Origin of the sequence: Amycolatopsis speibonae, assembly GCF_042647925.1 — a bacterium.
GTDB classification, from domain to species: Bacteria; Actinomycetota; Actinomycetes; order Mycobacteriales; family Pseudonocardiaceae; genus Amycolatopsis; species Amycolatopsis speibonae.
This window is the reverse complement of the sequence record NZ_JBHRWK010000079.1, coordinates 59,535-77,906: the sequence shown is the minus strand read 5'-3', so window position 1 is coordinate 77,906 and position 18,372 is coordinate 59,535. Positions and strand designations below refer to the sequence as shown.

Below are 18,372 nucleotides of genomic sequence, written 5' to 3'. Positions count from 1 at the left end.
TGAGGTGGAGCCTCGTGAGTGGTAGGGACGGTTCTGACCGTCCCTACCACTCACGAGCTTTCTGGTGTTTCCGTTAGCGTTTCCCGTCGGTCCTGCGGGGCAGGTCCCACGGGTTGTTCTCCTGCAACGGTTCCGGCAGCAACGCGTCGGGGAAGCCCTGCCAGGCGATCGGACGCAGGAACCGCTCGATCGCCGCGGTGCCGACCGAGGTACTGGTCGGCGCGGTGGTCGCCGGGTAGGGACCGCCGTGTTCCTGTGCCCAGGTGACGGTGACGCCGGTCGGCCAGTCGTTCCACAGCAGGCGGCCGGCGACGCGGGTCAGCGACGGGAGGACCGGGCGGATCCAGTCCACATCGGACTCTTCGCCCTGGATGGTCGCGGTGAGCCCGGGTTCCATCACGCCGAGCAGGCTGATCAGCTCGTCCTGGTCGGTGTAGGTGACGATCAGCGACGCCGGTCCGAAGCACTCCTCGCGGACGGTGTCGGCGTCGGACAGGAAGCCCTTGGCGGTGGTGGCGAGCAGGGTCGCGCCGTGCGAGATCCCTTCCGCGCCACCGGACGCCGACAGCACCTCGACGCCGTCGACCTCGCTCAGCTTCGCCAGCCCGTCGGCGAACCCGGCCGCGATGCGCTCGTTGAGCATCGGCTGCGCCGGGATCGCCGCGACAGCCTCGCGCAGCGTGTCTTCCAGGCCGTGGCCCTCGGGCAGGAACAGCAGCCCCGGCTTGGTGCAGAACTGTCCGGCACCGAGGGTGAACGAGCCCGCGTACGCCTTGGCGATCGCCTCGCCGCGCGCTTCGATCGCCGACGGGGTGACGACGACGGGGTTGACGCTGCCGAGTTCGCCGTAGAACGGGATCGGCGACGGCCGCGAGGTCGCGATGTCGAACAGCGCGCGCCCGCCCGGCACCGAGCCGGTGAACGACGCCGCCTGGATCCGCGGGTCCTTCAGCGCCGTGACGCCGTTCTGCTGGCCGTAGATGACCGCGAAGATCCCGTCCGGCGCACCGGCCTCGACCAGCGCCTCACGCAGGACCTCGCCGGTGCGGGCGGACAGCTCCGGGTGACCCGAGTGCGCCTTCAGCACGACCGGGCAACCGGCGGCCAGCGCCGACGCGGTGTCGCCGCCCGCGACGCTGAACGCGAAGGGGAAGTTGCTGGCGGCGAACACCAGCACCGGGCCGATCGGGGTGAGCAGACGGCGGATGTCCGGCCGCGGCCCCATCGGCCACGCGGCGTCCGCGTGGTCGACGGTGGCGCCGAGGAAGGAGCCGTCGGCCAGCACCTCGCCGAAGAGGCGCAGCTGGAACGTCGTGCGCTTCAGCTCTCCCTGCAGCCGCGGGGCGGCCGGGAGGTGCGTCTCCTGGTTGGCCAGCGTGATCAGTTCGTCGGCGGCCGCGTCGAGGGCGTCCGCGGCCGCGTTCAGCCAGCCGGCGCGCTGGGCTGGGGTCGCGGCCGCCGCCGTGCCTGCCGCATCGGCGGCGGCCGCGAGGATCTGTTCGAGCGTGGCGGGATCTGTTGCCTGGCTCATGGTTTTCTTTTCTCCTAAACGATGTCTTGCGCGGCGCTGACGGCGGCGATGAGATCCGCCCAGCGCCCCGGGCCGGCGAGGCCGAGGTGGTACAGGTGCAGTTCGGTGGCGCCTGCCTTGCCGAGTTCGGTGGTGTAGGCCTCGATGTCGGGCACCGGGGTCGCCGCCACCGCGGTGATGTAGCTGCCGACGGCGACCTTCGCCGGCAGTTTCGCCCGTGCCGTCGCGACGGCACCCACGCTGGGGTGGCCGGGTGCCCAGTTCTGCAGCACCACCGCGTCGACGTCGTCCGGGGCCGACGGCGTCAGCCCCGGCAGCGCGCCGGTGACCCACGGGTCCATCGCGCCGTGCAGCACGATCCGGGGGCCGGACGGGATCTTCGCGAGCACTTCGCGCCGGAGCGCGTCCGTCGCCTTCTGGCGCGTGTCGAGCAGGACCTGCCGCAGGGTGGGCAGGATCTTGTCCTCTCCCGCGCGGAGGTCACCGCTGTCGATCAGCCGCCGGACCTCGGCACGGAGCTTGCCCAGCGCCTTCGCCGGGTCCTTGCCCGCCTCGGCCCAGGAGTCGAGACACGCGTCGCAGCAGCAGACCGACAGCAGCCGCGCCACCGCGGGCGACCAGACGCCGTCGGTCTTCTCGTGCTGGTGCTGGTGCACGGCGCCGAGCGGGCCGCAGGCCTCGAGGATGACCGTGGCGAAGTCGAGCCCGGCGAGGCTTTCCGCCGTCACGTTCGCGGCGTACTCGCGCACCGCCGGCTGGCCGGGGCACAGCGCCCACGGGTACCGCTCGCCGAAGCAGTTCCGCACGGTGAGTTCCGGGAACTCGACACCCAGCTGCGAATTGTGGGTCAGCACGAGCCACGCCGCGGCCGGGACACCCGCCTCGTTCAGCGTCCGGACGGCGTCGCCCGCGCTGTCGCGGCTTTCGACCCAGTCCGGCTCGGCGGGCTTCAGCTCACCCCAGGCCTCGTCGCGCACCGGCCGGTACAGCGCCGCGTGGCGCGCGACGACCGAGGTGCGCTCGGGCGACCAGGGCGTCGCCGCGCGGGCGCTGTGGTACGACACGGCGACGGCGACCTCGTCGACGCCGAGTTCCCGCACGCGCTCGACGAACCCGGGGTCGTCGACGACGTCCCAGGGGTAGGCGTATCCGGTGACCTTCACCGCGTCACCACCGTGCTGTGTTCGGTTCGAACTTTCCGACGAACTTCCGCATATAGGTCACGTCATCCCGTTTGGTCTGTCCACTTCGGACATAGTCTTCATGGGCCCGTGCCAGCGCGTCGGGGTCGAGCTCGATCCCCAGCCCCGGCTTGTCGGGCACCGCGACCGCACCGTCGACGAACTCCAGCGCACCCGGGGCGATGACGTCGGCCGTCTTCCACGGCCAGTGGGTGTCGCAGGCGTAGGTCAGGTGCGGCGTCGCCGCGGCCACGTGCACCATAGCGGCCAGGCTGATCCCGAGATGACTGTTCGAATGCATGGAAAGCCCCACGTCGAAGCACTCCGCCGTGATGGACAGGGCCTGGGTGTCCCGCAGACCACCCCAGTAATGATGGTCCGAAAGTATTACCCCGACCGCTCGCTGCCGGAAGGCGGGCTCGATGTCCGCGAAGCGCACGACGCACATGTTCGTGGCCAGCGGCATGTTCGCCTTCTCGGCGACCCGCGCCATGCCTTCGATACCCGGCGTCGGGTCCTCGAGGTACTCCAGGACACCGTCGAGCTCCTCGGCGACCCGGATGCCGGTTTCCACGGTCCAAGCCGCGTTCGGGTCGATCCTGAGCGGGTGCTCGGGGAACGCCTCGGCGAGCGCGCGGATCCCGGCCATCTCCTGGTCGGGGTCGAAGGCACCGCCCTTGAGCTTGATGGAACGGAAGCCGTACTCGTCGACCATGCGGCGTGCCTCGCCGACGAGTGCCTCCGGCGTGGTCACCTCGCCCCACGAGTCCTCCTCGGCGCCGATGTGGGCGCCGAACTTGTAGAACAGGTACGCGGAGAAGTCGACGGCGTCGCGCGCCTTGCCGCCGAGCAGGTCCACCACCGGCCTGCCGAGGTAGTGGCCCTGCGCGTCGAGCGCGGCGACCTCGAACAGCGAGTACACGCTGGCGACGGTCTTGCTGACGGAGAATCCGCCGGTGAGCCCGTGCGCGTCGGCGAAGACGACTTCGCCCAGCGTGGTGGCGACCTTCCGGCGGAGGCCCGGCAGGTCGAACACGTCCTGTCCCTTGAGTTCCGGCAGCACCTTCCGGACCTGTTCGAGGAACGCGAGGTCACCGTAGGACTCGCCGAGGCCGACCACACCGTCCTCGCAGATCAGCTGGACGACACCACGCAGCGCGAAGGGCTCGTGCACGCCCATCGCGTTGAGCAGCGGCGGGTCGGCGAAGGCTACCGGGGTCAGGACTACGTCGAGAACCTTCATCTTCAGGCACCGGCCTCGACGGACTTGAGGACGGCGAACCCGTCGTCGACGATCTTCTCCAGGCGGGCGAGCTGGTCGGCGGTCGGCTCGACCAGCGGGGGCCGGATCGAACCGACCTTGTCCCCGCGCAGCCGCGCGGCGGCCTTGACCAGCGACACGGCGAAGCCCTGTCCCTCGTCCCGCAGCGCCACCAGCGGCAGGTAGAACCCGGCGAGCAGCGCCTCCATGACGGCGTCGTCCTTCTCCGCGAGCGCGCGGTGGAAGCGGGCCGCGATCTCGGGGGCGAAGCAGTGCACGGCCGAGGAGTACCGCGCCACGCCGACCGCGGCGTAGGCACGGGCGGAGACCTCCGCCGTGGGAAGACCGTTGAAGAACAGGAAATCACGGGCACGGTCGGTGTCGACCGAGCGGATCGTGGTGATGATCCGGCTCATGAGCTCGACGTCGCCGAAGCCGTCCTTGAGACCGACCACCGACGGGATGTCGAGCAGTTCCGCGGCCGCGTTCGGAGTGAACACGCCGGTGGAGCGGTGGTACACGATCACCGGGATCGAGGAGTCCCCGACGGCGTACCGGACGTGGTCGACCAGCCCGGACGGCGGGCCGGTCACCAGGTACGGCGGCAGGAGGAGGACGCCGTCCGCGCCGCCCGCCTCCGCCGCCGCGATCCCGGCACGGGCCGCCGCGGCACCGCCGCCTGCCCCGACCCACACGGGCACCCGCCCGGAAACGACCTCACGAGCCTTACGCAGGATCGCTGCGTGCTCGTCCGGGGACAGCGAGCTGAATTCGCCTGTACCGCAGGCGACGAACAGCGCGCCGGCTCCGGCGGCCACGTGGCTCTCGACGGTTTCCGCGAACACGTCGAGATCGAGTTCCAGCCCCTCGGTGAAGGGGGTCAGGGGGAACGCCAGTAGGCCGTCGAGTTCGATCTTGGGCTGTGCCATGGATTTCTCTTTCGTTCTTTGTCGGTTTGTCCCGGGTTCGGGCCCGGTCAGGCAGGCACGGTGGTGCCGTCCTTGGTCTTGCTGGGTGTGACGTCGTCGTCACGGTCGATCGTGTCGATGATCGCGTCGGTGGTGGCCTTGCGCTCGGGCAGGAGATAGCCGAGCCCGATGAACAGCGCCAGCGAGACCAGGATCGGGGTGGAGACGGTGACCGCGAGCGTGGCTTTGTAGCCGTAGTAGGCGATCGCGTAGGCGAGCAGGCCGCCCGCCCAGGAGATCAGCGCCGCGCGGGAACCGGACCGGCGGAACCACGGGAGCATGCCCAGCAGCAGCGGTACCGAGATCGGGCCCATCAGCGCCGCGACCCAGAGCACCACGATACCCAGCACACCACCGAGTTTCTCGGCCTGCGTGGCCACCGCCATGGTGAGCACGACGAAGATCACCGTCGAGATCCGGGCGGCGAGCAGCCCTTGCGCGTCGGTGAAGTTCCTGGCCTTCTTCCACAGCACCGGCATCATGTCGCGGGTGATGACCGCGGAGATCGCGTTGGCGTCGGACGAGACCATCGCCATGGTGTGCGAGAAGATCCCGGCCAGCACCAGCCCGACCAGCCCCGGCGGGAGGAACGTCGTGGTCATGATCGCGTAGGCGTTGTTGGGGTTGGAGATGTTCGGGATCAGCAGCGGGGCGGCGAACATCGGGAACATCATGACCAGCGGCCACACCAGGTACAGGATCGACGAGAGCCGCGCGCCACGGCGGGCTTCGTAGGTGTTCGGCGCGGCCATGTAGCGCTGCGCCAGGTTCCACATACCGCCGTTGTACTCCAGCGTCTTCACCAGCACGTAGACGAGCAACACCACGGTGGTGAACTTCGACGTGGTCGGGTTGAGGTGGGCGGGCGGGAGGTCCCCCCACACGGTCCACAGGCCGGAGACGCCGCCGAGCTTGTCCAGCACGACCCACAGCATCACGATCGCCGCGATGGCCTGGATGACGAACTGGCCGAAGTCGGTGAGCGCGTCGGCCCAGAGACCGCCGACGGTGCAGTAGATCAGCGTGATCGAGCCGGTGATGATGATGCCCCAGGTGTAGGGCACGCCCGCGAAGACGTTGAGGATCGTCGCGACCGCGAACCACTTGGCCGCGATGTCGAAGATCTTCAGGAGGCTGCCGCTCCAGGCCAGCGCCTGCTGGGTGGGGACGTTGAAGCGCTTGGCCAGGTACTCGAGCGGCGAGGCGACACCGAGCTTCGAGCGCAGGCGGTTCCACCGCGAGGCGAACAGCCAGCTGCCGATGCCGACGCCGATACCGATGCTGGCCATGCCCCAGAAGTAGACGGTGATGCCGTCCGTGTAGGCGACGCCCGCGTACGCGACGAAGAGAACCGCGCTGTAGCCGGACATGTGGTGGGAGATCCCGGCCAGCCACCAGGGCATCTTCCCGCCGGCGGTGAAGAAGTCGCTGACCGTGTTGACCCGGCTGTGCGACCACAGCCCGATCACCACCATCAGCACGAAATACGCGGACACCATGATCCAGTCCAGCAAATGCACCGCTGACTCCTTTCCGCGTTCACGAAGGTCCAGCCCGACCTGTTCACATCCATGAACGGAGTCTGTTATAGTGATTATGTTCATCCATAAGAACGCTGTTCGGGACGCTAATATGGCCAGAGTCACAAGTCAACGGCCGGTTGGAGGAGTGCGGATGCCACAGCAGGAAGCCCCCGCTGTCACGGTGGAGAACGGCGTGTCCGCCGCGCCCGAACCCGCCGGGGTCAAATCGGCCCGGCGGGCGATCGATCTCATCGAGACCTTCGCCGCGAACGACGTGTGGCTTTCCCTGTCGGATCTCCACGCGCGGACCGGTTTCCCCAGGTCCAGCCTGCACGGCCTGCTCCGCACCCTGCTCGAAGCGGGCTGGCTGGAAGTGGACACCAACACCGCCCGCTACCGCCTCGGCGTCCGCGCGCTGATCTGCGGCACGGCATACCTGGACCGCGACCCTGTCGTCCCGTACGCGACCGAGGCGCTGGAGCGGATCCGGGAGAAGACCGGTTTCACCGCGCACTTCGCGCGCCGCGAGGGCACCGACGTCGTCTACCTGGAGACGCGCGAGTCACGGCACTCGACTCATCTCGTATCCCGCGTCGGCCGCACCCTGCCCACCCACGCGACGGCGCTGGGGAAGGCTTTACTGGCCGAACTGACGCACGACGAGATCGACGGCCTCCTGAGCGGAGAACTGTCGGCGCTGACCCCGAACACCATCACCACGCCCGAGACGCTGCACGCCGAATGCGCGAAGACCCGCGAGCGCGGCTACGCGGCGGAAATCGAGGAAGGCAGCCTCGGCGTCCGGTGCGTCGCGGCCGTGATCCCGTACCGCATCCCCGGCACGGACGCGATCAGCTGCTCCATGCCGATCACCGAAGTCACCGACGCCGACGCCCAGCGCGTCGGCGAGCTCCTCGCCGAAATCACCGCGGAACTCGGCCAGCAACTGCGCCGCGCCGGCATCCGCTGATCTTCCCGTACTTTCTTTTACCGACAAGGGGTTCACATGGCAGACCAGCGCGTCCTGATCACCGGCTCGGCGGGCATCGTCGGCACCTTGATGCGGTCGAGGCTGCGCCGTTCCGGCCGGGTACTGCGGCTGCTCGACCTCGCCGCGCAGCCCGAAGCCGCAGGAGGCGAGGACGTCGAGCTGATCACCGCTTCGGTGACCGACCCCGAGGCGATGGCGAAGGCCTGCTCCGGCGTCGACGCGGTGATCCACCTCGGCGGCCACAGCCGCGAGAGCTCGTGGGAAGCCACCCTGGACGTCAACATCAACGGCACCCACACGGTCCTCGAAGCCGCGCGGGCGGCCGGTGTGCCGCGCGTGATCCTGGCTTCCAGCAACCATTCCGTCGGCTTCCGCCGCAACGACGAGGCAGGCGAAAACGGCCTCCCCGCCGACTCCACGCCCCGGCCCGACACCTACTACGGCGTCAGCAAAGCGGCCATCGAAGCGATGGGCAGCCTGTACCACTCGCGGTTCGGCATGGACGTGATCGTCATCCGGATCGGCTCGTGCTTCGAAAGCCCGCTCGTCCTCGGCCCGCGCGGCCTGACGACCTGGCTCTCCCCCGACGACGGCGCCCGCCTGTTCGAGGCCTGCCTGAGCTACCCCTCCCCCGGCTACCGGCTGATCTGGGGCGTCTCCGACAACACGCGCCGCATCTACTCGCTGGCCGAAGCCGAGGAGCTGGGCTACAAGTCGCTCGACAACGCGGAGACCTACGCTGACCAGCTGGCGGACCAGCCCGCTCCGACCGGGGTGGCGGCCGAGTACGTCGGCGGGCCGTTCTGCACCGCTCCGCTGGGGGCGCACAACCCGCTCTGAGCCTGTCGCGATTCGGGCCCTTGGGGGTAAGGCGCGACCGGTTCGGCCGCTGAGCCCACTGTCCACAAGGGACAACCCTTCCCGTCGAAGTGCCCGGCTTGGGCGGTGGGTCGGGGTGGTCGTGAGTGGTAAGTGTCGTTCTAACGCTCTTTACCACTCACGACCACCCCGACCCACCGCTTCCCTGCGCCCTCACCTCTGAAGTACGTGAAGGCCGAGTTTCCTCGACTGAGCCGAGGGAAGGGGGCCTTCACGCGCAGCCGCTGTGACTGCTGGTGCGCCTGCGGCGAACGTGACGATCCGCAAGTCCGTGAAGGCCTCCTTCACTACCTTCAGGGTAGGCAAGGAGGCCTTCACGGACCCGGCCACTCACGACCAGTCGCAGCCGACGAGTTCCCGTAGCGCGGCCAGCTCGGCCGGTGGCGGGCCGGGGTGCACGACGCCCAGCCGCCGGGTGGCTCTGGTCATGGCGACGTAGAGATCGTTGTGGCCATGCGGTGCGGCGCCGAGGATCCCGGCCGGGTCGGCGATCAGGACCGAGTCGAACTCCAAGCCCTTGGCCTGCCCGGCGGTGAGCAGGACGACCTTGCCGGTCAGGTCCGGCGGATTGGCGAGGGACAACGCGGCGGCCAGGGGCTCGATGAGGGGGCTCGACGCGATGATCCCGAGTTGGCCGTCGGCGTGTGCCGTGGCTAGGTCGGCGACGGTCGTCACCAGGTCGGCCCGCGAGGTGCCGATCCGCCACGGTGGTTCACCGGTCGAGCGGACCGACCGGGGCGGCGGCGTTCCGGGATGGTGCGCGGCGAGCAGATCCGCGGTGACGGCCATGATCTCCGACGGCGTGCGGTAGTTGACCGTGAGCCGGGCGAGCCGCCACCGATCCCGCACATGTGGCCGCAGCACACGGTCCCACGACGCGGTGCCCGCCGGGTTCCCGGTCTGGGCGAGGTCCCCGACGAGGGTCATCGATCTGGTGGGGCAGCGTCGCATCAGCATCCGCCAGTCCATTTCGGACAGTTCCTGCGCCTCGTCGACGACCACATGCCCGAACGTCGCGCGCCCGGCGCTCCGGCCGATCAGACTCGCGGCCTCGTCCAGCAACGGGACATCCGCGGCGCTCCAGCCGTCGGCCCGCTCGCCGAGGAGGTCCGACACGACGCGCTCCGGTGTCAGCGGCGGCCACAGCGCGTCGAGTACGGTCCGGATGCCGGTGTCGGCGAGCATCGAGTCCCGCAAACCGGCCCGGTCGGTCTCGTCCAGCAGGGTCCTCGGCCCGTCGTCGCGTTCGTCCTGCTCGATCACGACACCGGCGGCGGCGAGCGCGCGCAGATCGGCCTCGCCGAGCCGGCCGTCCGGGCTGCCGCCGTCGATCGCCTCGCCCGTCCCGGTGAGCACGACCGCTTCCATCTCCTCGATCAGCCGCCGTGTGAGCACCTCCACGATCTCCCGCTGGAAGACCAGCCTGGCCTGGTTGTGCGGAAGTCCGGCCCGCCCGGCTTTCCGCAGGGCACGGCCGCAATCGCCCGGGTCGAGCCGCAGCACCTGCTGTTCGAACCCGACGTAGACCGGCTGGTCCGGCGTCCGGACCTTCGACCGCACGGCCGCCGCCAGCCGTTCGGCCATGACCGCTTCGCCCTTGAGCTCGGCGATTCCGGGCGGGTCCACCCGGCTGATCTCGACGTCCGGTCTCAGGTCGCCGATGGTCGCGGTCACCACGCTGTTCTCGCCGAGGCCCGGCAGGACCTGGCCGATGTAGTCGAGGAAGATCCGGCTGGGACCCACCACCAGCACCCCGCGGGTGCGCAGGTGCGGACGGGTGTAGAGCAGATACGCGACCCGGTGCAACGCGACGGCCGTCTTCCCCGTGCCGGGGCCGCCCTGCACCACCAGCACCCCGCCGGGCTCGTGCCGGATGATCCGATCCTGTTCGGCCTGAAGCGTGGTGACGATGTCGTGCATCCGCCCGGTCCGCTCCACGGTCACGGCCGCCAGCAACGCCGCCTCGCCGACCAGGCCGTCGTCGAGGGCGCCGTCTCGGTCCAGCAGCTCGTCATCCAGCGCGACGACGGTCCGGCCGCGCGTGGTGATGCGCCGCCGTCGCCGTACGCCTTCGGGCGCGGCCGCCGTCGCGGTGTAGAACGCCCGCGCCACCGGCACCCGCCAGTCCAGCAGCAACGGTTCACCGTCCCCGCTCCGGAACACGCCGAGCCTGCCGATGTAGACGCGCCTGCCGTCGTCCATGTCCAGCCGCCCGAAACACAACCCTTCTTCCACCGCGTCCAGCCGGGCCACCTCGGCTTGCCAGACACCCGCCGACTCCCGATCCCCGGCCGCGGCCAGCCGCCCGGCCGCCTCCCCGCGCAGCGCGTCCAGCCGGGCGTACAGGGCCGCCACGTATTCCTGTTCCCTGCCGATCTCACGATCGATGCCGCTGTCCGGCACGCGTCCCCCTCGGGTCGACGATCAGTGCCATCGAGGGTGCACGGCGTTTTCCGGAAGAAACAGTCTTGTTCTTTTCGGCCGCCTCAGCCGACCGGGTCAGGCTCGACGATCGCGGCCAGGACGCGGGTGAGCTGAGCCGTCAGCCGGTCAGGATCGGCCTCACTCAGCGCGGGCGTGCCGATGATCCGGCGCATCAGCCAGGTGCCCGCCAACAAGGCCAATCCCAGCTCGGCGCGTTCCCGGGCGTGTGCGCCTTCCAGCGCGTCGGTGAACCGCGCGCCGACGTGCTTGCCGATGCCCGCGCGCATGATCTCCGCCGCCCTCGGATTGGCCGCCGACTTGAGCATCAGCTCGAACGGGCCGAGATGGTCGGTTTCCGGGGCGGTGCGGGCGACGAGGGCGCGGGCGGTCACGGCGGCGATGTCAGCAGGGTCCTGCGGAACCATCGTGGGCCGCGCGAAGGAGACGTCGACGACCTCGGTGAACAAGGCTTCCTTGGAACCGAAGTACCGGTTGACCAGGATCGCCGTCACGCCCGCCTCGGCCGCGATCTCGCGGAGGCCGACGCCGTCGTATCCGTGGCGGGTGAACGCCGTGATCGCCGAGTCGAGGATGGCCTGCCGGGTCGCGGCCGCGTTGCGGGTACGGGGTGTGGTGCGGCTCATGCCGGCAAGTCTACAGGTGGATACATAACTGAACGTAGTATACAGCTGTAGACGTAGCCTTGACTCCGGAGGATTTCTCATGGATCTGCAGCTCAGCGGCCGTCGCGCGTTGATCACGGGCTCGACGTCCGGGCTCGGGGAAGCCACCGCCCGGCTGCTCGCCGCCGAGGGCGCCGAGGTCGTCATCCACGGTCGCGACAGCCGGCGCGCGCAGGCTGTCGCCGACTCGATCATCGAAAACGGCGGAAAGGCGGCAGTCGCGGCCGGCGACCTCGGCACCGACGCCGGGGCGGACCGGACCGCCGAGCAGGCGCTCGCCGGCGGCGCCGTCGACATCCTGGTCAACAACGCCGGCGCCTACGAGCACCTGAACTGGGCCGAGGCCACCGCCGATATCTGGCTGAACGCCTACAACGTCAACGTCGTCTCCGGCGTGCGAATGATCCAGCGACTCGTCCCCGCCATGCGCGAGCGCGACTACGGACGGGTCATCACCATCGGTGGCGGCCTGGCCACGCAGCCGTTCGACAGTCACCCGCACTACAACGCGTCACTGGCCGCCCGGCACAATCTGGCGGTCTCGCTGGCCCGCGACCTGGCGGGCACACACGTGACCTCCAACGTCGTCGCTCCCGGCGCGATCCTCGTCCCCGCGGTCCAGGACTTCCTGACCGAACTGGCGCCGGAACGTGGCTGGGGCCGGGCCTGGGCGGAGATCGAGCACAACTCGGTCCGCGAGATCGTGCCCAACGACCGGATCCGCTACGGCAGGCCTGAAGAGATCGCCGGCGCGGTCGCCTACCTGTGCGGCCCGCACGCCGAGTACATCAGCGGCGCGACGATCCGCGTCGACGGCGGCACCGTCCGCGGCGCCTTCTGACGCCGCGGCTCAGCCGACGGCGATCGACTGGAACTTCACCGGGATCCGCGGCGGACCCGTCCCGTCACCGGGGCCTTGCGAGTCGTCCACCCCGCCACGCGCGACCTTGTCCAGCGTCTGCGGGCCCGCGTCCGAGATGCTCCCGAACACCGTGTATTCCGGCGGCGGTTCCGCTTCGCCGAACACCATGAAGAACTGGCTGCCGCCCGAGTTCGGCTCCTGGGTCTTCGCCATGGCGAGGACCCCGCGGCCGTACTTGAGCCGTGCCGGTCGCCGGGGTCGGGCCCGCCGCGGGCGGGGTGGCCTTCTTCGGCAGCGGAAGCCGGTCCGTCGGGATCCGCGCTTGGCTTTGCGCCGTCGTTTCCTGGGCGCTCGACGTCGGGGCCTGTGACGAAGACGCGACCGCGCTCTTGCCCTTCGAGTCCGACAGGAAGAACCCCGGCGCGCCGTACCAACCCGGCTGCGGCGGAGACTGGGACATCCGTGCTCCTGTCATCCGGAGGAAGTACAGGGACCGCTCTCGCCTATCACCACGCACGAAGTCACGGCATCCCCCACGGCGTGGCGTCCCCGTTCGCCGGAACGGGCCGGATCTCGAGGTCGGGCCTGTCGCCCTTGCGATGCACGACGGCCTCTTCGCCGCGCCGCAGATCGATCTCGACGTCGCCGTTCGGCAGCCGACGCCAGCGTTTCGGCCTCCCCCACCGATCTCGGACGGTCAACTCTCCCTCCAGGTCCGTCCGCAGCACGCAGGGCGCCCCCGCCTCGCTGGTGACCTTGACCCAGCACGTCTTGCCGCCCTGTCGTGAGGCGCTGAGCAGGAAAGCGCCCTGCGTCCGGAAGTCGCGCAACGCGGCGTCCGCCCACTTGGCCGGGGCGGCCGGGAACAGCCGGATGACCCCGCCCCAGCTCTGCACGAGCATGTCGTGCAGCGACTGCGCCGCCGAGAGTGGCGTCTCGATGACCGGGCCGGACTCCTTGTACATCGTGTTCGGCTGGATGTAGCGCCGCTGCAGCTCACCGAGGTAGAACTCGGCCTTCTCCCCACGCAGCATCTGCGCCGACATCGACGCGGCACCGGTGAACGTGTAGCCCTGCAACGCGCCCTCGAAGCCCACCCAGTGGTCGAGCGAGGTCTCGATGATCCGCCGATGCTCCGGCCGCTCCCAGGTGATCTCGTACAGCGGGTAGATCTGCAGCAGATGTGAGTAGTGCCGGTGCGACTTCGCGAACGGAACCCCCGCACCGATCATGTAGCCGTCGGCGTCGGCCGGATACGGGACCAGCGTGGCCAGCACTTCCCGCCACCGCCGCGTGAGCGGGTCGTCGATGCGCAGTTCCGCCGCCGATTCCAGGAGCGTCTTGCACCCCCAGCGGATCAGCGCGAGGTCGTAGTTGCAGTCGGGCGCGTTGACGCCGTACTCCGGGGAGAACGTCGCAGGCAGGTGCAGCTTCCCGTCCGGGCCGGGTGTCAGGAAGTGGAGGTAGTAGTTGATCGCCTTGCGCAGCAACGGGAACAGAGTGTCCCGCAGGAGCCGCCGGTCCATCGTGTGCCGATAGGACAGCCAGACGTTGTGCAGCGCCCAGGTGAGGTTGCCGACCTCCGGTGTCGGCGTCTCCTTGCCGGGGATGCCGACCGGGAAGCCGGAGTTCGTCCCGATCGCGCCGTTGAGCAGGTTCATGTCGGTCGTGCGCGGGATGCCCGCGGAATCGTGCTGGTACGGCTCGGCGACCTGGCTCGTCAGGTTGGCGCGGTACTTGCCGAGAGCGCGGCTGACGGCGTCGAGTTCGAGGTGGTTGGACCCGTGGATGAGCCAGTACTCCAGCTGGACGTTGAGGTTCCACCACGTCGCCGGCCACGGGGTCGGCTCCAGCCACGGCCCGCAGGTCGCCATCACCGGCGCTTCCCGGCGCGCGGCGGACGCGACCTTGTACAGCTGGATCCAGTAGAAGCTCTGGAGCCGGGTGTCCGGAATGGACAGGAAACCGTGCCGGTAGTAGTCGTGCCACCAGCGACGGTGCTCGATCGTGACGACGTCGAACGGCTCGGCCCGGCGGACCGTTTTCAGTGCCTCTGGTGCGGCCGTCTTCCTCGGATGCGACCAGGCCACGGACGTGTACAGCGTACGCTTCGATCCCCTGGCGACCTCACGCCACGCCGTGACGTACTCGCCGCCCGCCAGCAGGCTCTGCACGGAAAGGCTGCTGTCACCGCTGTGTTCCCGGGTCGCCGGCGGATTGGCGACGTAGCCGGCGGGCGGCGGCTTCCCGAACTTCGGATCCGTTCTCGGGCTCACCGCCTCGGCCGGATGGAAGATCCACTGGAAGCCGCGCTCGCCCTCGGTCGGCTCGATCTCGACGGCCAGCAACGACTGTCCGGTGTGGACGATCGCCCGTAGTGAGAGACTGCCCGCGGTCGTGGTGATCGTGCCCTTGAGTTCGGCGTTCCAGAGATCCATCCGCCAGTCGATCCCGGTGATGGCACCGGCCGGTTCGAGGGTGAAGTGACCGATCGGCAATCTCGCGAGCCCGAACAGGGAACCGAATTCGGGCCGGTGATCCTGCACTTCGCTGTGCTGGACGCCGAACCGGACGGCGTTCCTGCCCGGTTCGGCGTAGATGCCCGAGCCGAGGAAACCGTTGCCGAGAAAGGGGCCCTCGTACCAGGTCTTCGGCATCTTCCGCCACACCAGATCCGCGGAAGCGAGGAATCCTGGCCAGTCGAGGCCGCTGGTGACTTCCGCCGCCGACGCGGACGGCGCGAACCCTGCCGCCGCTACGCCCGCCAGTGCCCCGCCGAGCACCGTCCTGCGCGTGATGTCCATCCTCAGACCTCCTGGTCGAGTCCCCATGCCGGAGTTTCGCGGTCACCGGGCACGTCTCGCGGCTCCAGGGCCGGACGCGCGCCACGCCGCGTGACGACGGCCGCCCCGCCGCGGCCGAGCGGGATCGAGATCCTGCCCGGACCTTCGGCGCGCCAAGGCAGCCGCCGTCCTCGCGCGTCGCGGACGTCGATGTCGCCGGGGATCCCGTGCTGGAGTGTGAGCGGCTCTCCCGCTTCGCTGTGGACACGGATCCATTCGGTCGCGCCGTTCCGGCGGGAGGCGTCCACGAGGAAGGCGCCCTCCGCGCGGAGGCTTTCGAAGGACACGTCCCGCCACGCCGACGAAACCGACGGGAAGACCTTCAGTACGCCGTGATCCCCCTGCATCAGCATGTCCACAACGGACTGCGCGGCGGTGATCGGGCTCTCGATCGCGAGGTTCGCGCCCTCGCGGTACATCGTGTTCGGCGTGAGCTGGGTGTCGGCCACGACGGTCCCGTCGAGGAAGATCTTCAGGTAGCGCAACGCTTCCTCGGGCGCGTCCATCACGGAGCTCATCGACGACGCGGCCGCGAAGCTGTAGCCGTGCCATTTGTCCTGGATGCCGGACCAGTGCGCGAACGTACGGCGCATGATGTCCCGATCGCCGGGACGATCCCAGAGCTTCTCGCGCAGCGGGTAGAGCCAGAGCAGATGCGAGAAGTGCCGGTGCGATTCGGCCAGCGGGACGCCGTCGCCGATCAACACTCCCCGATCGGGATCCTCGTGGTACGGCACCAGTTTCTCGCCGATCTCACGCCACGCGGGCACCCGCGGATCGTCGATGCGCAGCTTGGCCGCGGATTCGACGAGCGTGCGCGCGGCCCAGCGGATCAGCGACAGGTCGTAGGTGCAGTCCGCCGCGTCGGCGTACTCGGGTGACCTTGTCATCGGCAGGTGCAGCGCACCGTCCGGCCCGGCGGCGAGGAAGTGCCGGTAGTAGTTGAGCGCCCTGGCGAGCGTCGGATACAGGACGTCGCGCAGGACGCGGATGTCCATGCTGTGCCGGTACGCGAGCCAGACGTTGTGCAGGCCCCAGATCAGGTTCCCGGTCTGGTCGTTCTTCGTGGCCGGGCCGGGGATCCCGACCGCGCGGGTGCCGCCGGGCCGCAGCCGCCAGTCCCCCGGATGCGAGAGGGCGTACGTGTCGCCGTCCCGGTAAGCGGGAGGCACCGAGAGTTCGAGGTTGGCGTGGTCGCGGCGGAACGTCGCGGTGACGGCGTCGAGTTCGGGATGGTTGCTGCTGTTGACGATCGGGTAGGTGACCTGGACGTTGAGGTTCCACCACACCGCCGTCCAGCTGTTGCCGACCTCCGGGAACCACGGCCCCCATTCGGCGACGACGGGCCCGTTCGCACGGGTGGCGCAAGCCGCCTTGTACAGCTGGATCCAGTAGAACCGCTGGATCCGCTTGTCCGGAATGGACACGAAACTGCGCCGGTAGAAGGCGTTCCACCAGCGCCGATGATCGGCGACGAGCCTGTCCGGGTTCGACACCGACGCCCGGTGGACCCTGCTGATCGCTTCGGCGGTGTGGGTCGGTTCGGGGAATCCGTACGCCACCGTCGCCGCCAAGAGCCGTCGCGTGCCGATGGTCCGCTCACGCCACGCGGTCGTGTAGCCGCCGCCCGTGTGCATCGGCTGCTCGCAGTACCGGACAGCGCCCGCACTGGCGAGCTTCGGATCGGGATTGGCCGTGTATTCGGGCGGTTTGCGGATCGTCCGGGTCGTCGCCGAGGTGAGCGGCGTGAATCCCCAGTCCGCGGCCGCTTCTCCGGTGAGCGAGACGAGGAGGAGGTCCTGGTCGTTGTGGACCAGCGCGGAGAACCGCACCGAGCCCCGGGTGGTGGTGATCGTTCCGCCGAGTTCGGCGTTGTACAGGTCGAGGTGCCAGTCCACCGCCGTGATCGCCCCCGCGAAGGTGAGGGTGAGATAGCCGATCGGGAGCCGCGAGTACCCGATGCCCGCTTCCCACTGTCCGCGCTGGTCCTGGACCCGGGAGTGGCTGAGCATCACCTTGAGGACGTTCGGCCGCGTGCCCGCGTAGAACTGGACGCCGAGGAAGCCGTTCGCGAGGAACGGCCCCTCCTGCCAGCCCTTCGGCAGGCGCTTCCAGACCATGCGCGCGTCGTCGGCCACTCTCCGGTGGACGTCACCGGAGGCGTGCGCCGGAGCGACCCCCTGCGCCCACAGACCGCCGAGCGCGGCGGTCCCCGCGGCAGCCTTCAGCATCGATCGCCTGGACAGCCCGCCCATGGGTCGCCTCCAGATTCATACTACGTTTACCGTAGATCAAGCCCTGGCGACCGGCATGTTTCCAGAAATAGTCGAGGTTTGGCCAGAGTGCTCACCCGGAAAGCGGCAGATACATCCGACCTATCGATCAGCGGGCAAGGTAGTCACGGGTAGCGTCAAGCGACGCGTGACCGAGCATCTCGGAGACGGCGGCGAGGTCGGCCCCGGCGCGGAGAAGGTTGACGGCGAAGGTCATGCGCAGCGTCCGCGCGGAGAGTGACGGCAGGCCGATCAGGATCCCGAAAGCGACCACCACACGATTGACCGAGCCCGGCGACACCCGCCGGCCGAAGGCGTCGAGGAAGTACGCCGGCTCCTCGCCCGCACCCGTCCGCTCGGCCCGGACCCGGAGGTACGCGTCGAGCGAGGGACGGAGTTCGGGCGGGAGCGGAATCGTCCGCCGCCGCCTGCCGCGCACGGTGACCGAACCTGTCGACACATCCCGCAGGTCCAGCGCGGAAAGTTCGGTGACACGAACACCGGTGTGGCTCAGGAAGTGCAGGGCCGCCGCGTCCTTGGTCGACAAAAGGTACGCCGCAGCCGACAGCGTCTCGTCGAGTTCGTCGTCGGTCAAGGGCGACACCGTCGCCGCTTCGAGCGACCGGCGCACATCGATCCGGTCCAGCTTTCCCCGCACGAGCGTGCCCAGCGGCGTATCGGGCCACTTCCGCCACCGCTGAGGCCGGACCTTCAGCAGGCTTTCCTCGGCTGTCGCCGCGAGCTCGACGTCCACCGGCCCGCGCGCCGCCGTCAGCATCAGCTGATCGCGGTGGCGGTTCTCCCGATTCACCCGCCGTTTGTGGCGCGGAACGTTCTTGCGGGAAGACTTGTCGTTCTCCCCGAAATCGCCGCGGCGGTCCTTGGCGTAACTCAGCCGCTTCTTCTCCTGCGGACTTTTCCGTCCCATGTCTCTCCCCCGACGCCGGAGGAGA

13 protein-coding genes and 1 pseudogene are annotated in these 18,372 nt (G+C 69.4%); 3 read left to right on the top strand and 11 right to left on the bottom strand.

Annotated features, from left to right (window positions below):
* Positions 1 to 73: 73 nt before the first annotated feature.
* The 5 genes from ACFOSH_RS37110 to ACFOSH_RS37090 are packed head-to-tail and all read right to left on the bottom strand — an operon-like array spanning position 74 to position 6,461.
* A complete protein-coding gene (locus ACFOSH_RS37110; protein ID WP_378245182.1) occupies positions 74 to 1,531 on the bottom strand; it encodes an aldehyde dehydrogenase (NADP(+)) in 1,458 nt (485 codons plus the stop codon).
* 14 nt (positions 1,532 to 1,545) lie between these two features.
* Positions 1,546 to 2,694, bottom strand: a complete 1,149-nt coding sequence (locus tag ACFOSH_RS37105) for a hypothetical protein (protein WP_378245180.1) — start codon at positions 2,692 to 2,694, stop codon at positions 1,546 to 1,548.
* A 4-nt stretch (positions 2,695 to 2,698) separates the two neighbouring features.
* Positions 2,699 to 3,955 (bottom strand): glucarate dehydratase family protein, encoded by a 1,257-nt coding sequence (locus ACFOSH_RS37100; RefSeq protein WP_378245178.1) that lies wholly within the window; start codon positions 3,953 to 3,955, stop codon positions 2,699 to 2,701.
* A gap of 2 nt (positions 3,956 to 3,957) precedes the next feature.
* Positions 3,958 to 4,902 (bottom strand): 5-dehydro-4-deoxyglucarate dehydratase, encoded by a 945-nt coding sequence (locus tag ACFOSH_RS37095; RefSeq protein WP_378245176.1) that lies wholly within the window; start codon positions 4,900 to 4,902, stop codon positions 3,958 to 3,960.
* Positions 4,903 to 4,949: 47 nt separating this feature from the next.
* The gene (locus ACFOSH_RS37090; RefSeq protein WP_378245174.1) at positions 4,950 to 6,461 is read right to left on the bottom strand and encodes a sodium:solute symporter family protein; all 1,512 of its coding nucleotides are present in this window, start codon (positions 6,459 to 6,461) and stop codon (positions 4,950 to 4,952) included.
* 154 nt (positions 6,462 to 6,615) lie between these two features.
* Here ACFOSH_RS37090 and ACFOSH_RS37085 point away from each other — a divergent pair, with 154 nt between their 5' ends.
* Together ACFOSH_RS37085 and ACFOSH_RS37080 are read left to right on the top strand one after the other, a co-directional pair.
* Positions 6,616 to 7,434: an IclR family transcriptional regulator gene (locus ACFOSH_RS37085; protein ID WP_378245172.1), complete on the top strand. Its 819-nt coding sequence runs from the start codon at positions 6,616 to 6,618 to the stop codon at positions 7,432 to 7,434.
* Between the two features lie 36 nt (positions 7,435 to 7,470).
* The gene (locus tag ACFOSH_RS37080) at positions 7,471 to 8,295 is read left to right on the top strand and encodes an NAD-dependent epimerase/dehydratase family protein (RefSeq protein WP_378245170.1); all 825 of its coding nucleotides are present in this window, start codon (positions 7,471 to 7,473) and stop codon (positions 8,293 to 8,295) included.
* Between the two features lie 369 nt (positions 8,296 to 8,664).
* Here the strand turns inward: ACFOSH_RS37080 and ACFOSH_RS37075 are convergent, their stop codons facing one another.
* Complete coding sequence (locus ACFOSH_RS37075) at positions 8,665 to 10,737, bottom strand: HelD family protein (RefSeq protein WP_378245168.1); 2,073 nt, start codon at positions 10,735 to 10,737, stop codon at positions 8,665 to 8,667.
* A gap of 83 nt (positions 10,738 to 10,820) precedes the next feature.
* On the bottom strand, positions 10,821 to 11,402 hold the full coding sequence (locus ACFOSH_RS37070) for a TetR family transcriptional regulator (RefSeq protein WP_378245166.1): 582 nt from the start codon (positions 11,400 to 11,402) through the stop codon (positions 10,821 to 10,823).
* Positions 11,403 to 11,481: 79 nt separating this feature from the next.
* Here ACFOSH_RS37070 and ACFOSH_RS37065 point away from each other — a divergent pair, with 79 nt between their 5' ends.
* Positions 11,482 to 12,282: an SDR family NAD(P)-dependent oxidoreductase gene (locus ACFOSH_RS37065; protein WP_378245164.1), complete on the top strand. Its 801-nt coding sequence runs from the start codon at positions 11,482 to 11,484 to the stop codon at positions 12,280 to 12,282.
* A 9-nt stretch (positions 12,283 to 12,291) separates the two neighbouring features.
* On the opposite strand, the pseudogene ACFOSH_RS37060 reads toward ACFOSH_RS37065, so the two are convergent.
* The 4 genes and pseudogenes from ACFOSH_RS37060 to ACFOSH_RS37045 all read right to left on the bottom strand — a co-directional run.
* Positions 12,292 to 12,543, bottom strand: a pseudogene (locus ACFOSH_RS37060) (peptidylprolyl isomerase); the annotation flags it as partial.
* A 281-nt stretch (positions 12,544 to 12,824) separates the two neighbouring features.
* The gene (locus ACFOSH_RS37055) at positions 12,825 to 15,107 is read right to left on the bottom strand and encodes a glycosyl hydrolase family 95 catalytic domain-containing protein (RefSeq protein ID WP_378245162.1); all 2,283 of its coding nucleotides are present in this window, start codon (positions 15,105 to 15,107) and stop codon (positions 12,825 to 12,827) included.
* Between the two features lie 2 nt (positions 15,108 to 15,109).
* Entirely contained in the window at positions 15,110 to 17,401 is a 2,292-nt protein-coding gene (locus ACFOSH_RS37050; protein WP_378245160.1) for a glycosyl hydrolase family 95 catalytic domain-containing protein, read from the bottom strand.
* A gap of 127 nt (positions 17,402 to 17,528) precedes the next feature.
* Positions 17,529 to 18,347: a tyrosine-type recombinase/integrase gene (locus tag ACFOSH_RS37045; RefSeq protein WP_378245158.1), complete on the bottom strand. Its 819-nt coding sequence runs from the start codon at positions 18,345 to 18,347 to the stop codon at positions 17,529 to 17,531.
* Between the last annotated feature and the right edge of the window lie 25 nt (positions 18,348 to 18,372).

Bases quoted from the DNA above. Each gene is read 5' to 3' on its own strand.
- ACFOSH_RS37110 (WP_378245182.1), bottom strand. From the start codon at position 1,531: ATGAGCCAGGCAACAGATCCCGCCACGCTCGAACAGATCCTCGCGGCC.
- ACFOSH_RS37100 (WP_378245178.1), bottom strand. From the start codon at position 3,955: ATGAAGGTTCTCGACGTAGTCCTGACCCCGGTAGCCTTCGCCGACCCG.
- ACFOSH_RS37095 (WP_378245176.1), bottom strand. From the start codon at position 4,902: ATGGCACAGCCCAAGATCGAACTCGACGGCCTACTGGCGTTCCCCCTG.
- ACFOSH_RS37085 (WP_378245172.1), top strand. From the start codon at position 6,616: ATGCCACAGCAGGAAGCCCCCGCTGTCACGGTGGAGAACGGCGTGTCC.
- ACFOSH_RS37080 (WP_378245170.1), top strand. From the start codon at position 7,471: ATGGCAGACCAGCGCGTCCTGATCACCGGCTCGGCGGGCATCGTCGGC.
- ACFOSH_RS37070 (WP_378245166.1), bottom strand. From the start codon at position 11,402: ATGAGCCGCACCACACCCCGTACCCGCAACGCGGCCGCGACCCGGCAG.
- ACFOSH_RS37065 (WP_378245164.1), top strand. From the start codon at position 11,482: ATGGATCTGCAGCTCAGCGGCCGTCGCGCGTTGATCACGGGCTCGACG.
- ACFOSH_RS37055 (WP_378245162.1), bottom strand. From the start codon at position 15,107: ATGGACATCACGCGCAGGACGGTGCTCGGCGGGGCACTGGCGGGCGTA.
- ACFOSH_RS37050 (WP_378245160.1), bottom strand. From the start codon at position 17,401: ATGGGCGGGCTGTCCAGGCGATCGATGCTGAAGGCTGCCGCGGGGACC.
- ACFOSH_RS37045 (WP_378245158.1), bottom strand. From the start codon at position 18,347: ATGGGACGGAAAAGTCCGCAGGAGAAGAAGCGGCTGAGTTACGCCAAG.